This is a genomic window from Actinophytocola oryzae (assembly GCF_004364325.1).
Classification (GTDB): Bacteria; Actinomycetota; Actinomycetes; order Mycobacteriales; family Pseudonocardiaceae; genus Actinophytocola; species Actinophytocola oryzae.
In genome coordinates, this window is record NZ_SOCP01000004.1 from 504,429 (window position 1) to 519,110 (window position 14,682).

Sequence of the window (14,682 nt, forward strand, 5' to 3'; positions counted from 1 at the left end):
GTGCGTCAGTCCGCCAGCAGAGCGCGGATCGCCGCATCCCGGTCCGCCGGGAAGACCAGGATGCGCAGGCCGTTGCCCTCGGGGTCGGGGACCGTCGTGGCCCGGACGCCTGCCTCGTGCAGGCGTTCCTCCACGACCCTGGCCGCCGTGGTCGACGGGACCTTCGCCACCTCCCGCAGCAGGCCGTAGTCCTTGCGGTGGGCCCTGTCCGTGTCCAGGCTCGACGCCCACCGCAGCACGCCTGCCAGCAGCGCCATCACGCTGAGGCCTATCAGCGGGATCCACAGCACGGACACCTCCTCATTGTCGCTCCGGTGACCCCGCGCGGCCAGAGGATGACTCTTCCCGGTTGCGGCATTCACCACATACGCGCTGCCGGGGAGGTTACTGGCCAGTACGCTCTGGGGAACCGTGTCGACGGAGGTGGTCCGATGCCGTACCCGACCGATGACGAGCGGGACCGGCCGTGGGTCATGCGGACCTACGCCGGGCACTCGTCGGCCGCCGCCTCCAACCGGCTGTACCGGCGCAACATCGACAAGGGGCAGACCGGGCTCTCCGTCGCCTTCGACCTCCCCACCCAGACCGGGTACGACCCCGACGACGACCTCGCCCGCGGTGAGGTGGGCAAGGTCGGCGTGCCCGTCAGCCACATCGGCGACATGCGCCAGCTCTTCGACGGGATCCCCCTCGCCGGCGCCAACACCTCGATGACCATCAACGCCACCGCCATGTGGCTGTTCGCCCTCTACGTGGAGCTCGCCAAGGAACAGGCCGAGGAACAGGGCGCCGACTGGCACGAGGTCGTCGGCAAGCTCGCCGGGACCACCCAGAACGACATCATCAAGGAGTACCTCTCCCGGGGGACCTACGTCTTCCCGCCCGGCCCCAGCCTGCGGCTCATCACCGACATGGTCGCCTGGACCGTCTCCAACGTGCCCAGGTGGAACCCCACCAACATCTGCAGCTACCACCTCCAGGAGGCCGGCGCCACGCCCGTCCAGGAGGTTGCCTACGCCATGTGCACGGCCATCGCCGTGCTCGACGCCGTGCGGGACTCCGGGCAGGTACCCCAGGACAAGATGGGGGAGGTCGTCGCTCGCATCTCCTTCTTCGTCAACGCCGGGGTGCGGTTCGTCGAGGAGATGTGCAAGATGCGGGCCTTCGCCAGGCTCTGGGACGAGGTCACGCTCGAACGGTACGGCGTGCAGAACCCCAGGCACCGGCGGTTCCGGTACGGCGTCCAGGTCAACTCGCTCGGGCTCACCGAGGCGCAACCCGAGAACAACGTCCAGCGCATCGTCCTCGAGATGCTCGCCGTCACGCTCTCGCGGGACGCTCGCGCCAGAGCCCTCCAGCTGCCCGCGTGGAACGAGGCGCTCGGGCTGCCAAGGCCGTGGGACCAGCAGTGGGCTCTGCGCATGCAGCAGGTACTCGCCTACGAGACGGACCTGTTGGAGTACGAGGACATCTTCGCGGGCTCCACCGTGATCGAGTCCAAGGTGGACGAACTGGTCAGGGGCGCCAAGGAGGAGATCGCGCGGGTCCAGGAGATGGGCGGTGCGGTCGCGGCCGTCGAGAGCGGGTACATGAAGACCCAGCTCGTCGCCTCCCTCGCCGAGCGGCGCAGGCGCATCGAGGCGGGCGAGGAGGTCGTGGTCGGCGTGAACCGCTTCGACACCACCGAACCCAGCCCGCTCGAGGGTGAGGGCGCCATCGAGACGATCAAGGCCGAGGTCGAGCAGGAGGCCGTCGACGCGATCAGGCACTGGCGCGGCCGACGCAAGCAGTCCGAAGTGGACAAGGCGCTGGACGTCCTCACCGCCGCGGCCCGCACTGACGCGAACCTGATGGAGGCCACCATCGAGTGCGCGCGGGCCGGCGTCACCACCGGCGAGTGGGCGGGCGCGCTGCGGTCCGTGTTCGGTGAATACCGTGCTCCCACAGGGGTTTCCGGTGCCTCCGCGGCCGGTGAGGTCAAGGCCGGTCTCACCGCCGTGCGGGACCGTGTCAGCGAGACCGGCGAGGCACTCGGCGGCCGACTGCGCATGCTGGTCGGCAAACCCGGGCTGGACGGGCATTCCAACGGCGCGGAGCAGATCGCCGTGCGGGCGCGGGACGTCGGCTTCGAGGTGGTCTACCAGGGAATCCGGCTCACCCCGGCCGAGATCGTGGCCGCCGCCGTCCAGGAGGGTGTGCACGTCGTCGGTCTGTCCATCCTGTCCGGTTCACACCTCGCGGTCGTGCCGGACGTCGTGGACGGTCTGCGTGAGGCGGGGGCGGCGGACATTCCGGTCGTCGTGGGCGGAATCGTGCCTCCGGCCGACGCCCAGGTCCTCCTGCGACGCGGTGTGGCTAGGGTGTTCACGCCGAAGGACTACGAGCTCACCGAGATCATGAACGAGATCGTCGACGTGGTCCGGGAGGCGAACGGGATCAACCGCACACCGGGGTGACCACATGGGCTTGTCGCGGCGCCAGTTGCTTTCCAGCGCGACACTTCTCGGCGCCGCCGTGCTGGGCGGCTGCACGACGAGAGTCGGCGGCGAGGCCCAGCCGAACCCGGACGACCTGCGCAGGATCACCGAGACCCCGCCGCCACCGACCCACGACACCGTCTCGATCGGCATCATCGCCTTCGAGCCCTACACCGAGGGGACCGGCGCGCAGCTCAAGGGGCCGATCCCCGACGTGGCGCGGAAGATCCTCACGGACATGGGCGTGCCCGCCGTCAAGTTCCTCCTGCTGAACCAGCAGGACATGGTCCTCGCGGCGATGGCGGCCGGCAGGATCGACATCGCGGGTGGACTCGTGCTCACGCCCGCCTCCTGCCACGGGCTGAAGTTCTCCGAGCCGGACTTCGTGTCCGGCACCGCCTTCGCCGTACCGGCGGGCAATCCCAAGGGGCTCAGGACCTTCGCGGACGTCGCCGCCCAGGGCGCCAAGGTCGCGGTCGTGGCCGGGTCCCCGGAGAAGACGGACGCACTGCGGGGCGGGGCCAAGGCCATCGTCGAGATGCCCGAGCCGAACGCGATCCTCCAGGCGGTCAGGAACGGACAGGCCGACTGCTTCGCCTTCGACGACATCACCCTGCGGCACATGGTGAAGACCATCGGACAGGGCCTCGAGGTGGCGGCCCCGTTCATGCCGGACGGGCGCCTGCCCTTCGTCGGTGCCTACGCGTTCCAGGAGAACACCACGCTCCTCGACGACTTCAACGACGGACTGAAGAAACTCCACGACTCCGGTGAGTGGCTGCGGATGGTCACACCGTTCGACTTCACCGAGAACAACGCGCCGCCCGCCGACCTGACGGCGGAGAAGGCGTGTGTCGGATAGCCGTAGAGTGCGGGTATGGCGGACTACGAGCACATCGCGGTCAAGGAGGACGGCGACACGGTTCGGATCACCATGAACCGGCCGTCGCGGCGCAACTCCCTGTCCCACGAGCACCTGACCGAGCTGCTGGCCGCGTTCGAGCAGGCGGGCACCACCGCCGCGACCGGCATCGTGCTGGCGGGGGAGGGCCCGGTGTTCTCGGCGGGCCACGACTTCGGCGACGTCGCGTCGCGTGACCTCGCCGGGGTGCGGGAGCTGCTGCGGCTGTGCACCACGCTGATGCGGACCATCCAGTCGGTGCCGCAGGTCGTCGTCGCCAGGGTGCACGGCCTCGCGACCGCGGCAGGCTGCCAGCTCGTCGCGTCGTGTGACCTGGCCGTGGCCGGTGAGTCGGCCGGGTTCGCGCTGCCGGGTGGCAAGGGCGGCTGGTTCTGCCACACCCCCGCGGTGCCGGTGGCCCGCTCGATCGGGCGCAAGCGGCTGATGGAGCTGGTGCTCACCGGCGACGCCGTCGACGCCGCGACCGCGCTGGAGTGGGGCCTGGTGAACAAGGTCGTGCCCGACGACCAGCTGGACCAGGCCGTCGACCACCTGCTCGTGCGTGCCACGCGCGGCAGCCGGGCCAGCAAGGCACTCGGCAAGCAGACGATCTACGCCCAGCTCGACCGGCCGGAGGCCGATGCCTACGCGGTGGCGCTGGAGGTCATGGCGTCGGCGTCGCAGATGCCTGGCGCTCGGGAGGGGATGGCGGCGTTCCTGGAGAAGCGTCCTCCGGAGTGGCCGGACTGAGCATCCCGGCGCCTGCGACCGCGACCAGGCAGAACACCGCCACCAGCAGGAACGTGAGGTTCAGCGGCATCAGGTGGGTCATCGGCCCGATGATGGCCGGCCCGGCGAGGATCCCCAGGTAGCCGACGCCCGCGACCCGCGATACGTTCGCGCCCGCGTTGTCGCGGTCGGCGTGCCCCGCCGCGCTGAACAGCTGCGGCGCCGACCCGGACAGGCCGATGCCGAAGACCCCCCAGCCGACGATCGCGAGCCACGCAACCGGCGCGAGCGCGGTGGTCAGCACCCCGACCGCCGCGACGGCCGCGCCCCAGCGCACGACCGCGACCGAGCCGACCCGCGCGACCACGGGGTCGGTGAGCAGCCTGCCGACCGTCATGGCCGCGGCGAACGAGCCGAAGGCCAGCGCGGCGGTGCCGGGCTGGGCGTCGAGGATGGTCTGCAGGTGCAGCACGCTCCAGTCGTTGGCGACGCCCTCGGACAGCATGAGCAGCAGGGCCAGCCCCGCCATCACCCAGATCCGGCCCGGCGTGCGCCTACGTTGCCTCGGACCCTCCGCGACAGGCCTCGGCGCACGTCGCAGCAGCGTGGGTGTGGCGGCGGCCGCGATCACGAGCGCGATCACGGTGGCGATCGTGAAGGTCGTCACCGGTGCCCAGCCCCAGCTCAGCGTGCGGGCGCCGACGAGTGCGGCGACGAACCCGCCGATCGACCAGACGGCGTGGAACGCGGACATGACCGGCCTGCCGTAGGCGTGCTCCACCTCGACGGCGTGCGCGTTCATGCTCACGTCGAGCGCGCCGTTGCCGAGGCCGAGGGTCAGCAGCGCGGCGCCGAGCGCGAACCCGCTGGTCGCGAGGCCCGGCAGGATCAGCGCCAGGGCACACAGCACGGCACTGACCGGGACGACGCGGTGCGTGCCGAAGCGGTCGGCGAGCGGGCCCGCGACCTGCATGCCCAGGAACGCGCCGCCGCCGAGGAGCAGCAGGAGCAGGCCGAGCGTCGCGTGGCTGACACCCGCTCGTCGCTCGGCGGCTGGGATGTGGACGAGCCACATGCCGACGACGAACCCGTTGAGGGCGAAGAACGCGAAGGTGGCCGCCCTGGCGCGCCGCAAACGTTTGTCCACACTCGCAGATTACTGACGCCTCCCGACCACGGGGGAATCCCCTTTCCTCCAGGTCATCATTTCGGCGGACCGGATCTCACTCCTCGCGCCGACGGCCGCACCCCCGCTGATGTGCTGTGATGGGTCGGTGAACGCGATGATCGAGCGGCTGCTCGGGTGGGCGGGCCCACGCGTGCCGCTGCTGCAGGCCATCGTGCTGTTCGGGCTCGGTGTCGCCGTGCTCGCCGCGGGCATGCCCGTGTTCGCCGGGATCGGCCAGCACGTGCTGGCGCCGAGTCACCCCCTCCGGCTCGTCACGCTCGCGATCCTGTGCGGCGCGGAGCTGCTGCGGCAGCGGGCGCCGGAGATCGCGCTGACGGTCGCGTTGGTCGTCGCGGGCGTCGAGCTGACCTACGGCGTGTCGATCGCGACCGTGCTCGTGTTCGCCGACCTGCTGTTCGCGGCCACGGTGTTCGGGTCGCGGCGCACGAACCAGGTCGTGGTGTGGGGCACCGGTGCGGTGGTGCTCGGACTGGTGGTCGTGTCGGTCGCGTCGGCACACGACATCAAGGACGTCGTGGTCACGTTGCTGCAGGTGTGCAGCCTGCCGCTGATCCCCGTCTGGTGGGGCATGAACGTGCGGCACCACCGCGAGGCCGCCGCGGCGGAGCGGGCGCGGGCCGACCAGCTGGCGCGGATCGCCGAGCTGGACCGGGACGCGGCCGTGCGGGCGGAGCGGTCACGGATGGCGCGGGACCTCCACGACGTGATCGCCGGGCACCTGTCGGCGATCGCGATCCAGTCGTCCGCCGCGTTGTCCACCGTGGACGGTGACCGGGCGGCGACGCGGCGCGTGCTGGAGTCCGTGCGGGAGAACAGCGTCCGGTCGCTGAACGAGATGCGGGCGATGATCCACCTGCTGCACGAGGCCGACGAGTCCACTGTGGAGCGGCTGGCGCCCGCCCGGTTGCGTGACCTGGCACTGCTCGTGGAGTCCGCGCGGGCTGCCGGGCTGGACGTGGACGCGTGTTCCGACGTCGAGGGGGAGCTGCCCGCGGCGGTCGACCTGTCGGCGTACCGGATCGTGCAGGAGGCGTTGACGAACGTGGTGAAGCACGCGCCGGGCGCGCGGGCCTCGGTGTCCGTGGGTCGGGCGGACGGGGCGCTCGTGGTCGAGGTGGTCAACGAGCGGACGGCCGTGGGCGCGGAGCCCGCTCTGGACGGTGGCCGAGGGTTGCTGAACATGCGGGAGCGCGCGCAGGCCGTCGGTGGTGTGCTGGTGGCGGGGCCGCACGAGAGGGTGTGGCGGGTGCGGGCGGAGCTGCCCGCGGAGGAGGAGCTGTCGTGAGCATCCGGGTGCTGGTCGCCGACGACCACGCGGCGATCCGCGCCGGCCTGACCATGATCCTCGACGGTGCGCCGGACATCTGCGTCGTGGCGGAGGCCGAGGACGGCGCCGCGGCGGTGCGGAAGGCTGCGGCACTGCGGCCGGACGTCGTGCTGATGGACGTGCGGATGCCGGGCACGGACGGCATCGAGGCGACCCGTCAGGTGATCGAGGCGGGCAGCGCGCAGGTGATCGTGCTGACGACGTTCGACATGGACGAGTACGTCTACGGCGCCATGCGGGCAGGCGCGGCGGGCTTCCTGCTGAAGTCGGTGGACGCGACCCGGCTGCTCGAGTCGGTCCGCCTGGTGGCAGCGGGTGACGGCGTCATAGAGCCGAGTGTCACCCGCAGGTTGATGGCGACTTTCGCGTCGGTCCCCGAGCCGGTGGTGCCGCCGTCGCTGGCCGAGCTGACGCAGCGTGAGCACGACGTGCTGCTGTGCCTCGGCGAGGGCCTGTCGAACCAGCAGATCGCGCGGCGGCTCGGGGTCGGCGAGGCGACGGTGAAGACGCACGTGTCGCGGGTGCTGACCAAGCTCGACCTGCGATCACGCGTGCAGGCGGCGGTGCTCGCGAAGGACGCCGGGCTGGTCGGCTAGCCTTCTTCGGTGCGTCTCGTGATCGCTCGCTGCCAGGTCGACTACGCAGGCCGGCTGACCGCCCACCTCCCCATGGCCACCAGGTTGCTGCTGGTGAAGGCCGACGGTTCGGTGTCAGTGCACTCGGATGACCGGGCGTACAAGCCGCTGAACTGGATGAGCCCGCCGTGCTGGCTGACCGAGGAGCCGGGCACGTGGACGGTGGCCAACAAGGGTGGCGAGAAGCTGGTCATCACGCTCGAGGAGGTCCTGCACGACTCGGCCCACGAGCTGGGTGCCGAGCCGGGGCTGGTCAAGGACGGTGTCGAGGCTCACCTGCAGGAGCTGCTGGCCGAACACATCACCACACTGGGTGACGGTTATTCACTCATTCGGCGTGAGTACATGACCGCGATCGGGCCGGTGGACATCCTCTGCCGGGACGCGGTCGGCACGACGGTGGCCGTGGAGATCAAGCGCCGGGGCGAGATCGACGGCGTCGAGCAGCTGACCCGCTACCTGGAGCTGCTGAACCGGGACCCGCTGCTGGCCCCCGTCCATGGCGTGTTCGCCGCGCAGCTGATCAAGCCCCAGGCCCGCACACTGGCCGAGGACCGCGGCATCCGCTGTGTGACCCTCGACTACAACGGACTGCGCGGCATCGAGTCGGACGAGTTCCGGCTGTTCTGAGCCCGTGACCCCGGATCTGACGGTGCGTGACCTGGGTGCGTGGGCCAGGGTGCAGGCAGAACGCCTGCGCGAGGGTCTGGCCCCCGACGCGGCGGGTCATCCCGCGTACGTGCTCGCGCAGGCCGCGAAGCTCGCCGAGGAGGTCGGTGAGCTGCAGGCCGAGGTGCTCGGGCAGGCCGGCTACCAGCGCAGGAGCAAGGGCGTGGACTTCACGGCCGAGACCATGTCGGACGAGCTGGCCGACGTCGTGATCTGCGTCGCGATGCTCGCGGGGTCCTACGGCGTCGATCTCGGCGCGGCCGTCGCCGCCAAGATCGAGAAGCTCGAGGCCCGCTGGTCAGGCGGGTGAGGACCGTTGATTCGGGTGTTCCGTGCACGCGCGTCGGACGTGATGGCTACGGTGCACGTGTGAGGCGCGCCCTTGTCCTACTGACCACGGTCGTCGTCGCCGTCGGGCTTGCCGGTTGTGGTGAGGCCGTCGACACGGCGAAGCAGACGTTCCCGCGTAGCACGGTGCCCGCGGGGCAGGGTGGCGACGAGAACGGCGGCAGCGCGACCGGCAAGCCGAAGACCAACGACCCGGCGTTCAGCAACGACAAGCTGCGCACGCTCGACCCGTGCGGCCTGCTCACCGACGACATCCTGTCCGCGCTCGGCAAACCGGCCGACAACAGCCCCGAGGACTTCGGGAACTGCGCGAACTACATGAAGGACAAGGACGGCAAGGACCTCAGCATCACCCTGTACGTCGGCGAGACGATCAACGGGGCCGAGAGTGCCGACGAGAACATCGGCGGCCTGCCCGCGATGGTCAGTGAGCTGGACGACCACAGCGCGTGCTTCGTCAGCGTCATCACCTCGACCAACCCGAACTTCGGCATCCGCGTCCAGGTCGGCGGCGACGGCGACGACCTGTGTGGCACCGGGCGAACGCTGCTCACCAGCGTGGTCGACCTGGTTCGCGAGGACCCGCCCCAGCGCGAGGAGAAGAAGGGGTCGATCGCGGAGTCCGACCCGTGTGCGCTGCTGGAGCCCGGTGCGTTGAAGACGGCACTTGGCGGGGTGGACACGACGATCTCGCCGTACACGCTGCACTGGTGCAACTGGATCGGCGACAAGATCACGGCCGGGGTCTGGTTCCGCACCGGCTACGACCCGAAGGACTCCTCGGTCGACGCCGGGCAGCCGGTGGATCTGGGTAATGGTCTGACGGTTTACCAGACGGCCGAGACCAGTAACGGTGCGTCGTGTCGGTTGGTGTGGCGCCACCGCTCGACGGGCGCCGACGGGGCGGACGAGATCATCGAGGTCGACCTCGACAACTCCGAACCCGCCCAGGGCGACAACGGCTGCGCAACCGCGACGGCGATCGTGCAACTACTCGTGCCCGCACTGCCGAAACCCTGACCCTTGTTGGCCTCCGGCGGTTGTCGAAGGCGCCGGAGACGGATGAGTGCAGGTCATCGTCCCCGAGCGAGCCCCTCCCAACTGCTTCACTCCCTGAGCAATATCGAAACCGGCTTGCCACACCAGTAGCACGACGCCCGAGGCGACTCCTTCGACGCGCAGTTGATGCAGTGGACCCGGCCACAGGATTGACAGGCAAGGGCGAGGTCGCCAAAGCCGCTGCCAACGACAACTACGGCGTCGACTTTGCCGAAGAAGCGCAGGCGCAGCGGTTGCCCGCACACCTCGCACCTGACCGCCGCACTCGACCGCAACTCTGCGTTCCGCTGCGCGCGCAGGTGCCTGTTCGCCTGACGCTTCAGGCGATCGAGCAGTTCACTGCCGGAACGCTCGAACGTCCGCAGGTGCAGACCGGTACAGCCCGCGTGTCCGACCCAGTATGACTTTCCGTCCTTCGGGTCAACCACTGACCGCTCCTCGGAGGGCGCGTGTGCGAGCAGTTCCGTGGCCTGGCCCTCGTCAAACGTGGAAGGCCAGTCACCGGAAAGGCCGACGCGCTGCCCACATACAAAACACGGCGGCAACCTCATGCCCCGAATCCTAAGCTCGCGGGCCTGTGCAACCGTTCGCGTGTCATTTACCGGCAGACATCGACTTTCAGCGGATCATCGTTACCGATTGATCGGGTCTTTGTTGCTCTACATCCTGATGCGGGCCAGGTTGAGCCACCGGGTTGACGGCGGAGACGCGAACAGGGTCCCCCGGCAATTCGACCGTCCCGGGCCTCGGCATTTTGTTCGCGTGCGGGTCCGTGCCGTGCGAGGGGATGGCTGTAGCGATCGTCCAGGATGCCCACTGGTGCTGGGGCTGTGCTTCTCTGGTCCAGAGTGCGCGGACTGGCGTCACTTGGTCGATTCAGGTTCGTGACCTGGGCCACGGGTGGGCTGCCGCGTATGTTACTGGCGGGTACTGTCCGGCTTGTCGGTCTCGCGGACTGCGGAGGTGCACGGTGGCACGTGAAATCCACAGCGTCGGGGTGGTCGGGCTCGGGACCATGGGGGCCGGGATCGCCGAGGTCGCGGCCAGGAATGGGCTTACCGTGGTCGGCGTCGAGGTCGATGATCTCTGTGTCGCCCGGGCTCGGGAGCACATCGGGAACTCCACCGAGCGGGCCGTTGCCGGGGGGAAGTTCGACGCCGGGGAGCGGGATGCGCTACTCAGGCGGATCACCTTCACCACCGACCTTCGCGATCTCGCGGACGTCGATCTCGTTGTCGAGGCCATCCCTGAGAGTCTCGAGTTGAAGGCCAGTGTTTTCACCGCGCTGGAACAAGTCTGCCGGCCCGAGGTCATTCTCGCTTCCAACACCTCCTCCTTGTCCGTCACCGAGATCGGGGTGCACACCGGACGCCCCGGCAAGGTTGTCGGGGTGCACTTCTTCAACCCCGCGCCCGTGCAGAAGCTTGTCGAGATCGTGCGGACCGTGGTGACCGAGCCTGATGTCGTCGCCGATGTCGAGGCCTTCGCCCGCAGGCTCGGTAAGGAGCCCGTCGTTATCGGGGACCGGGCCGGGTTCATCGCCAACGCGCTGCTTTTCGGCTACCTCAACCACGCTGCCTCGATGTACGAGTCGCGGTACGCCTCTCGGGAGGACCTCGACGCCGCCATGCGGTTCGGGTGCGGGTATCCCATGGGGCCCCTGGCATTGCTCGATCTCATCGGGCTCGACACCGCCTACGAGATCCTCGAGACGATGTACCGGCAGTCGCGCAACCGGTTGCACGCACCCACTCCCGTTCTCAAGCAGATGATCACCGCCGGTCTGCTGGGGCGGAAGTCCGGGCGTGGGTTCTACACCTACGACGGCGTCGACTCGCCGGTCGTCGTGTCTGATGTGGACACTCCGTTGCGGGTGGCCGGGGCCACTCGGAACGTGGCGCGTGTCGGGGTTGTCGGGACCGGGACCATGGCCACCGGGATCGCTGAAGTCCTTGCCAGGAAAGATTTTGACGTCGTTCTCCGGGCGCGGACCACCGAGAAGGCCGATCTCGCGCTGGCGCGGATGCGCAAGTCGCTTGATCGGCAGGTCGTCAAGGGGCGGCTGTCCGAAGCGGAACGGGACGCCACCCTGGCGCGGGTCCTCGGTGCCACCGAGTTCGACGAGTTGGCCGACTGCGACCTCGTGATCGAGGCCGTTGCCGAGGAGCTGACCGTCAAGCGGGAGGTGTTCCGTGCGCTCGACAAGGCCGTCAAGCCCGGCGCCATCCTTGCCACGACGACCTCGTCGTTGCCCGTCATCGAGTGCGCCGCCGCCACGGCGCGGCCCGGTGACGTCGTGGGCCTGCACTTCTTCAATCCCGCGCCCGTCATGAAGCTCGTCGAGGTCGTGGCCACCATCTCGACCGAGAGCGACGTCGTTGCCACCGCCGACGCGTTGTGCCGCGCTCTTGGCAAGCATCCCGTGCACTGCGCCGACCGGGCCGGGTTCATCGTCAACGCGCTGCTGTTCCCCTACCTCAACGACGCGGTCAAGATGCTCGAGGCGCACTACGCGGACGCGGACGCCATCGACACCGCCATGAAGGTCGGGTGCGGCCTGCCCATGGGGCCCTTCGAGCTGCTGGACGTCGTCGGGCTGGACGTCTCGCTCGCCATCGAGCGCTCGCTCTACTACGAGTTCCGTGACGCGGGTTTCGCGCCCGCGCCACTGCTGGAGCACCTGGTCACGGCCGGTCGGCTGGGCCGCAAGACCGGCAAGGGGTTCCGGGACTACTGACGCGACCGCTCACCGCGCGCGAAGCGAGACCCCTTGTCACCGTGAGTGGGCCGGGAGAAGGCCCGCTCACCGCGAGCGGAGCGAGCCAATTAGACACACCCGCAGGCGCCTCCGCAGCACCCGCCGCCACCACCCATGCCGGCACCGTCGCCACCCGCGCCACCGCCGAGCGACACCATCGACAGCAGCTTCACGGTGTTGTCGTGGCCGTCCGGGCAGGAGGCCGGGGCGGATGACTCACTCATCGAGCGACGGACCTCGAAGGTCGTCGCGCAGTCCTTGCAGCGGTACTCGTACGTCGGCACCCTCCAATTGTGCACTGCCGCTAACCTGACGTCCCGTGCCTCGTCGTAACCGTGACCGCCGGCCCCCCGTCAGGGAGCTGGGCACCGCGGGCTGGGAGCGTACGGAGTCCGGACCGGACGGCGAGTGGTACGTGCGCAACGTCAGCGCCACCCACACCACCAAGACCTACCGCTGCCCCGGCTGCGACCACGAGATACGCCCCGGCACCGCGCACGTCGTGGTCTGGCCCGCCGACGAGGTCGGCACCGTCGCCGACCGCAGGCACTGGCACCTCGGGTGCTGGCAGTCGCGTGGCACCCGGCGGCCTTCTCGTCGGCGATAGCGGGGAATAACGCTACGAAAACTTCTTGAAAGGTGTCGAACCCACGCTTGCTCCTACGACGTGTCTGTGAAAGCACTCAGACCGGCAGGAGAGACCGATGTCGCACCCACTCGGCGCACTCGCGGACAACATGACCGCCTACGCCATCTACGCCACCGCCCAGTCCGAGATGCGGCGTGCCTACGCCCTCATCGAGACCGGCGACCTCGACACCGCCGCCAATGAGGTCGAGTCGGCCGCGCACGCCGCCGAGGTCCTCGCGCGGGCGTCCTCGGAGCTGGACCGGATCACGCACTGGCGCCGGGTCGCCTCCGCCCGCCAGCGCTTCGTCGACCAACTCCGGAGTGAGCGGGTGGCGGCCTGAGTTGCCCCGGCCGCCACCCGGGGATCACCTCGGGAACGTACGGGCCGCCGCGAGGAACGCGTCGTTCTCCGCGGGCAGGCCGATGGTCGCGCGGACGCCCTCGCCCGCGAACGCCCGGATCACGACCTTCTGGTCCAGGCAGTGCTCGTTGAACGCCGCCGTGCGCTCGCCGAGCGGCAGCCACAGGAAGTTCGCCTGCGACTCGGGGACGTCGTAGCCCAGCTCCACCAGCGCCGCGCGCACGCGTGGCCGCTCCTCGACCACCTCGCGGCACCGGGCCATCAGCTCGGCCGAGGCCGTCATCGCCGCGATGCCCGCGGCCTGCGCGACCCGGTTCACCGAGAACGGGATGCCCACCTTGCGCACCGCGGCCGCTATCTCCAGGTCCGCGACCAGGTAGCCGAGGCGGATGCCCGCCAGCGCGTACGCCTTCGAGAACGTGCGCAGCACGGCCACGTTCTGCCGGTCGAGGAACGTCAGGCCGTCCGGTACGTCCGGGTCCGTCACGAACTCCCGGTACGCCTCGTCCAGCACTACCAGCACGTCGTCCGGCACGCGGTCGAGGAACGAGGTCAGCTCCGCCGTGCGCAGCGCCGTCCCGGTCGGGTTGTTCGGGTTGGCCACGAACATCACCCGCGTGCGGTCGGTGACCGCCGAGAGCAACCCCTCCGGGTCGATCGCCTGGTCGACCAGCGGCACCTTCACGCCCCGCGCCATCGCGATCTGCGTGACGATCGGGTACGCCTCGAACGAGCGCCACGCGAACAGGACCTCGTCGCCCTCCTGGCACAGCGCCTGGATGACCTGCTGGCACAGGCTCACCGAGCCGCAGCCAACGGCGAGGCGGGCCCGGTCGACGCCGAAGTGCTCGGCGGTGCGGTCCATCAGGTCGTCGCACCCCATGGCGGGGTAGCGGTTGACGTCCGCGGCCGCCTCGGCGATCGCGGCGAGCACGGAGGCGGGCGCCTGCCCGGACAGCTCGTTGCTGGACAGGATGACGGCGCCGGGCACCTTGCGGCCGGCCACGTAGTCGGGGAGCGAGGCGAGATCGGCTCTGACCGTTACAGGCATGAGCGCATCATGTCATCCCGGTAGCTGGAAGAAGCAAGACAGCGCGCCCTGGAAGTGTGCCTCCCGGATCCACCGGAAGCCGAGCTTCTCCGCGACCCTTCTCGCGCGGGCGTTGGTGGTCGGCGTGATGATCAGGATCGGCAGCTCGGGGTGGGTGCGGCGACCCCACTCGACGGCCGCCCCGACCATCTCCGGCGCGTAGCCGTGACCCCAGAAGTGGGGGAAGAGCCGGTAGAACACGTTCAGGTAGGCGCCGTCCTCGCCGTACGCGAGCTGCAGGCCGCCGAACCCGGCCAGCTCCCCGGTGCCGACCAGCTCGATGGCCCAGTAGCCGTAGCCGAACTCGACCCAGTGGTCGAGCCAGGACACGAACAGCTGCCGCGAGTGCTCCGGCGGGCTCATGCCCTCCGGCCGGTGCCGGGTGGCGTCGGGATCCGCGTGCAGGGCGATCATCGCGTCCACGTCGGTGGGCGCGATCCTCCTCAGCACCAGCCGGGCGGTGGCGAGCCGCTCGGGTCTGGCGCTTTCCGAAACCTGGGTCACTTCAC

At 69.7% G+C, this 14,682-nt stretch carries 17 protein-coding genes; 12 read left to right on the forward strand and 5 right to left on the reverse strand.

What is annotated here, in order from left to right:
* Positions 1–5: 5 nt before the first annotated feature.
* Positions 6–296, reverse strand: a complete 291-nt coding sequence (locus CLV71_RS13315; RefSeq protein ID WP_243866413.1) for a hypothetical protein — start codon at positions 294–296, stop codon at positions 6–8.
* Positions 297–431: 135 nt separating this feature from the next.
* Here CLV71_RS13315 and CLV71_RS13320 point away from each other — a divergent pair, with 135 nt between their 5' ends.
* From CLV71_RS13320 to CLV71_RS13330, 3 genes are read left to right on the forward strand one after another with little or no spacing between them, the layout of a single operon-like run.
* A complete protein-coding gene (locus tag CLV71_RS13320) occupies positions 432–2,456 on the forward strand; it encodes a protein meaA (RefSeq protein ID WP_133903010.1) in 2,025 nt (674 codons plus the stop codon).
* A gap of 4 nt (positions 2,457–2,460) precedes the next feature.
* Positions 2,461–3,339 carry a transporter substrate-binding domain-containing protein gene (locus CLV71_RS13325; protein WP_133903011.1) on the forward strand — a complete coding sequence of 293 codons (879 nt, stop codon included), beginning with the start codon at positions 2,461–2,463 and terminating at the stop codon, positions 3,337–3,339.
* Positions 3,340–3,354: 15 nt separating this feature from the next.
* Positions 3,355–4,128, forward strand: coding sequence for an enoyl-CoA hydratase-related protein (locus CLV71_RS13330; RefSeq protein WP_133903012.1), 774 nt, complete (start codon positions 3,355–3,357; stop codon positions 4,126–4,128).
* Here CLV71_RS13330 and CLV71_RS13335 read toward each other — a convergent pair.
* Positions 4,043–5,254 carry an MFS transporter gene (locus CLV71_RS13335; RefSeq protein ID WP_133903013.1) on the reverse strand — a complete coding sequence of 404 codons (1,212 nt, stop codon included), beginning with the start codon at positions 5,252–5,254 and terminating at the stop codon, positions 4,043–4,045. The genes CLV71_RS13330 and CLV71_RS13335 overlap by 86 nt on opposite strands.
* A gap of 136 nt (positions 5,255–5,390) precedes the next feature.
* On the opposite strand from CLV71_RS13335, the gene CLV71_RS13340 reads away from it, so the two are divergent.
* The 7 genes from CLV71_RS13340 (at position 5,391) to CLV71_RS13370 (ending at position 12,071) form a co-directional block, all read left to right on the forward strand.
* A complete protein-coding gene (locus tag CLV71_RS13340) occupies positions 5,391–6,581 on the forward strand; it encodes a sensor histidine kinase (protein ID WP_133903271.1) in 1,191 nt (396 codons plus the stop codon).
* Positions 6,578–7,219: a response regulator gene (locus CLV71_RS13345; RefSeq protein WP_133903014.1), complete on the forward strand. Its 642-nt coding sequence runs from the start codon at positions 6,578–6,580 to the stop codon at positions 7,217–7,219. Before CLV71_RS13340 ends, CLV71_RS13345 begins: the two co-directional genes overlap by 4 nt.
* A gap of 9 nt (positions 7,220–7,228) precedes the next feature.
* Positions 7,229–7,888, forward strand: coding sequence for an endonuclease NucS (nucS, locus tag CLV71_RS13350; protein ID WP_133903015.1), 660 nt, complete (start codon positions 7,229–7,231; stop codon positions 7,886–7,888).
* A 4-nt stretch (positions 7,889–7,892) separates the two neighbouring features.
* Positions 7,893–8,237: a MazG nucleotide pyrophosphohydrolase domain-containing protein gene (locus CLV71_RS13355; RefSeq protein ID WP_133903016.1), complete on the forward strand. Its 345-nt coding sequence runs from the start codon at positions 7,893–7,895 to the stop codon at positions 8,235–8,237.
* A 59-nt stretch (positions 8,238–8,296) separates the two neighbouring features.
* Positions 8,297–9,295: a DUF3558 family protein gene (locus CLV71_RS13360; protein ID WP_166664074.1), complete on the forward strand. Its 999-nt coding sequence runs from the start codon at positions 8,297–8,299 to the stop codon at positions 9,293–9,295.
* Between the two features lie 170 nt (positions 9,296–9,465).
* Positions 9,466–9,738 carry a hypothetical protein gene (locus tag CLV71_RS13365; RefSeq protein ID WP_133903018.1) on the forward strand — a complete coding sequence of 91 codons (273 nt, stop codon included), beginning with the start codon at positions 9,466–9,468 and terminating at the stop codon, positions 9,736–9,738.
* Positions 9,739–10,304: 566 nt separating this feature from the next.
* Positions 10,305–12,071: a 3-hydroxyacyl-CoA dehydrogenase family protein gene (locus CLV71_RS13370; protein WP_133903272.1), complete on the forward strand. Its 1,767-nt coding sequence runs from the start codon at positions 10,305–10,307 to the stop codon at positions 12,069–12,071.
* Between the two features lie 89 nt (positions 12,072–12,160).
* Here the strand turns inward: CLV71_RS13370 and CLV71_RS13375 are convergent, their stop codons facing one another.
* Positions 12,161–12,376 carry an FmdB family zinc ribbon protein gene (locus CLV71_RS13375; RefSeq protein WP_133903019.1) on the reverse strand — a complete coding sequence of 72 codons (216 nt, stop codon included), beginning with the start codon at positions 12,374–12,376 and terminating at the stop codon, positions 12,161–12,163.
* A 35-nt stretch (positions 12,377–12,411) separates the two neighbouring features.
* Here CLV71_RS13375 and CLV71_RS13380 point away from each other — a divergent pair, with 35 nt between their 5' ends.
* Both CLV71_RS13380 and CLV71_RS13385 read left to right on the forward strand, forming a co-directional pair.
* Positions 12,412–12,699 (forward strand): hypothetical protein, encoded by a 288-nt coding sequence (locus CLV71_RS13380; protein ID WP_166664075.1) that lies wholly within the window; start codon positions 12,412–12,414, stop codon positions 12,697–12,699.
* A 97-nt stretch (positions 12,700–12,796) separates the two neighbouring features.
* Positions 12,797–13,063, forward strand: coding sequence for a hypothetical protein (locus CLV71_RS13385; protein ID WP_133903020.1), 267 nt, complete (start codon positions 12,797–12,799; stop codon positions 13,061–13,063).
* 24 nt (positions 13,064–13,087) lie between these two features.
* Here the strand turns inward: CLV71_RS13385 and CLV71_RS13390 are convergent, their stop codons facing one another.
* Together CLV71_RS13390 and CLV71_RS13395 are read right to left on the reverse strand one after the other, a co-directional pair.
* Positions 13,088–14,134, reverse strand: coding sequence for a histidinol-phosphate transaminase (locus tag CLV71_RS13390; RefSeq protein ID WP_133903021.1), 1,047 nt, complete (start codon positions 14,132–14,134; stop codon positions 13,088–13,090).
* 12 nt (positions 14,135–14,146) lie between these two features.
* Positions 14,147–14,677 carry a GNAT family N-acetyltransferase gene (locus CLV71_RS13395; protein WP_133903022.1) on the reverse strand — a complete coding sequence of 177 codons (531 nt, stop codon included), beginning with the start codon at positions 14,675–14,677 and terminating at the stop codon, positions 14,147–14,149.
* Positions 14,678–14,682: the final 5 nt, after the last annotated feature.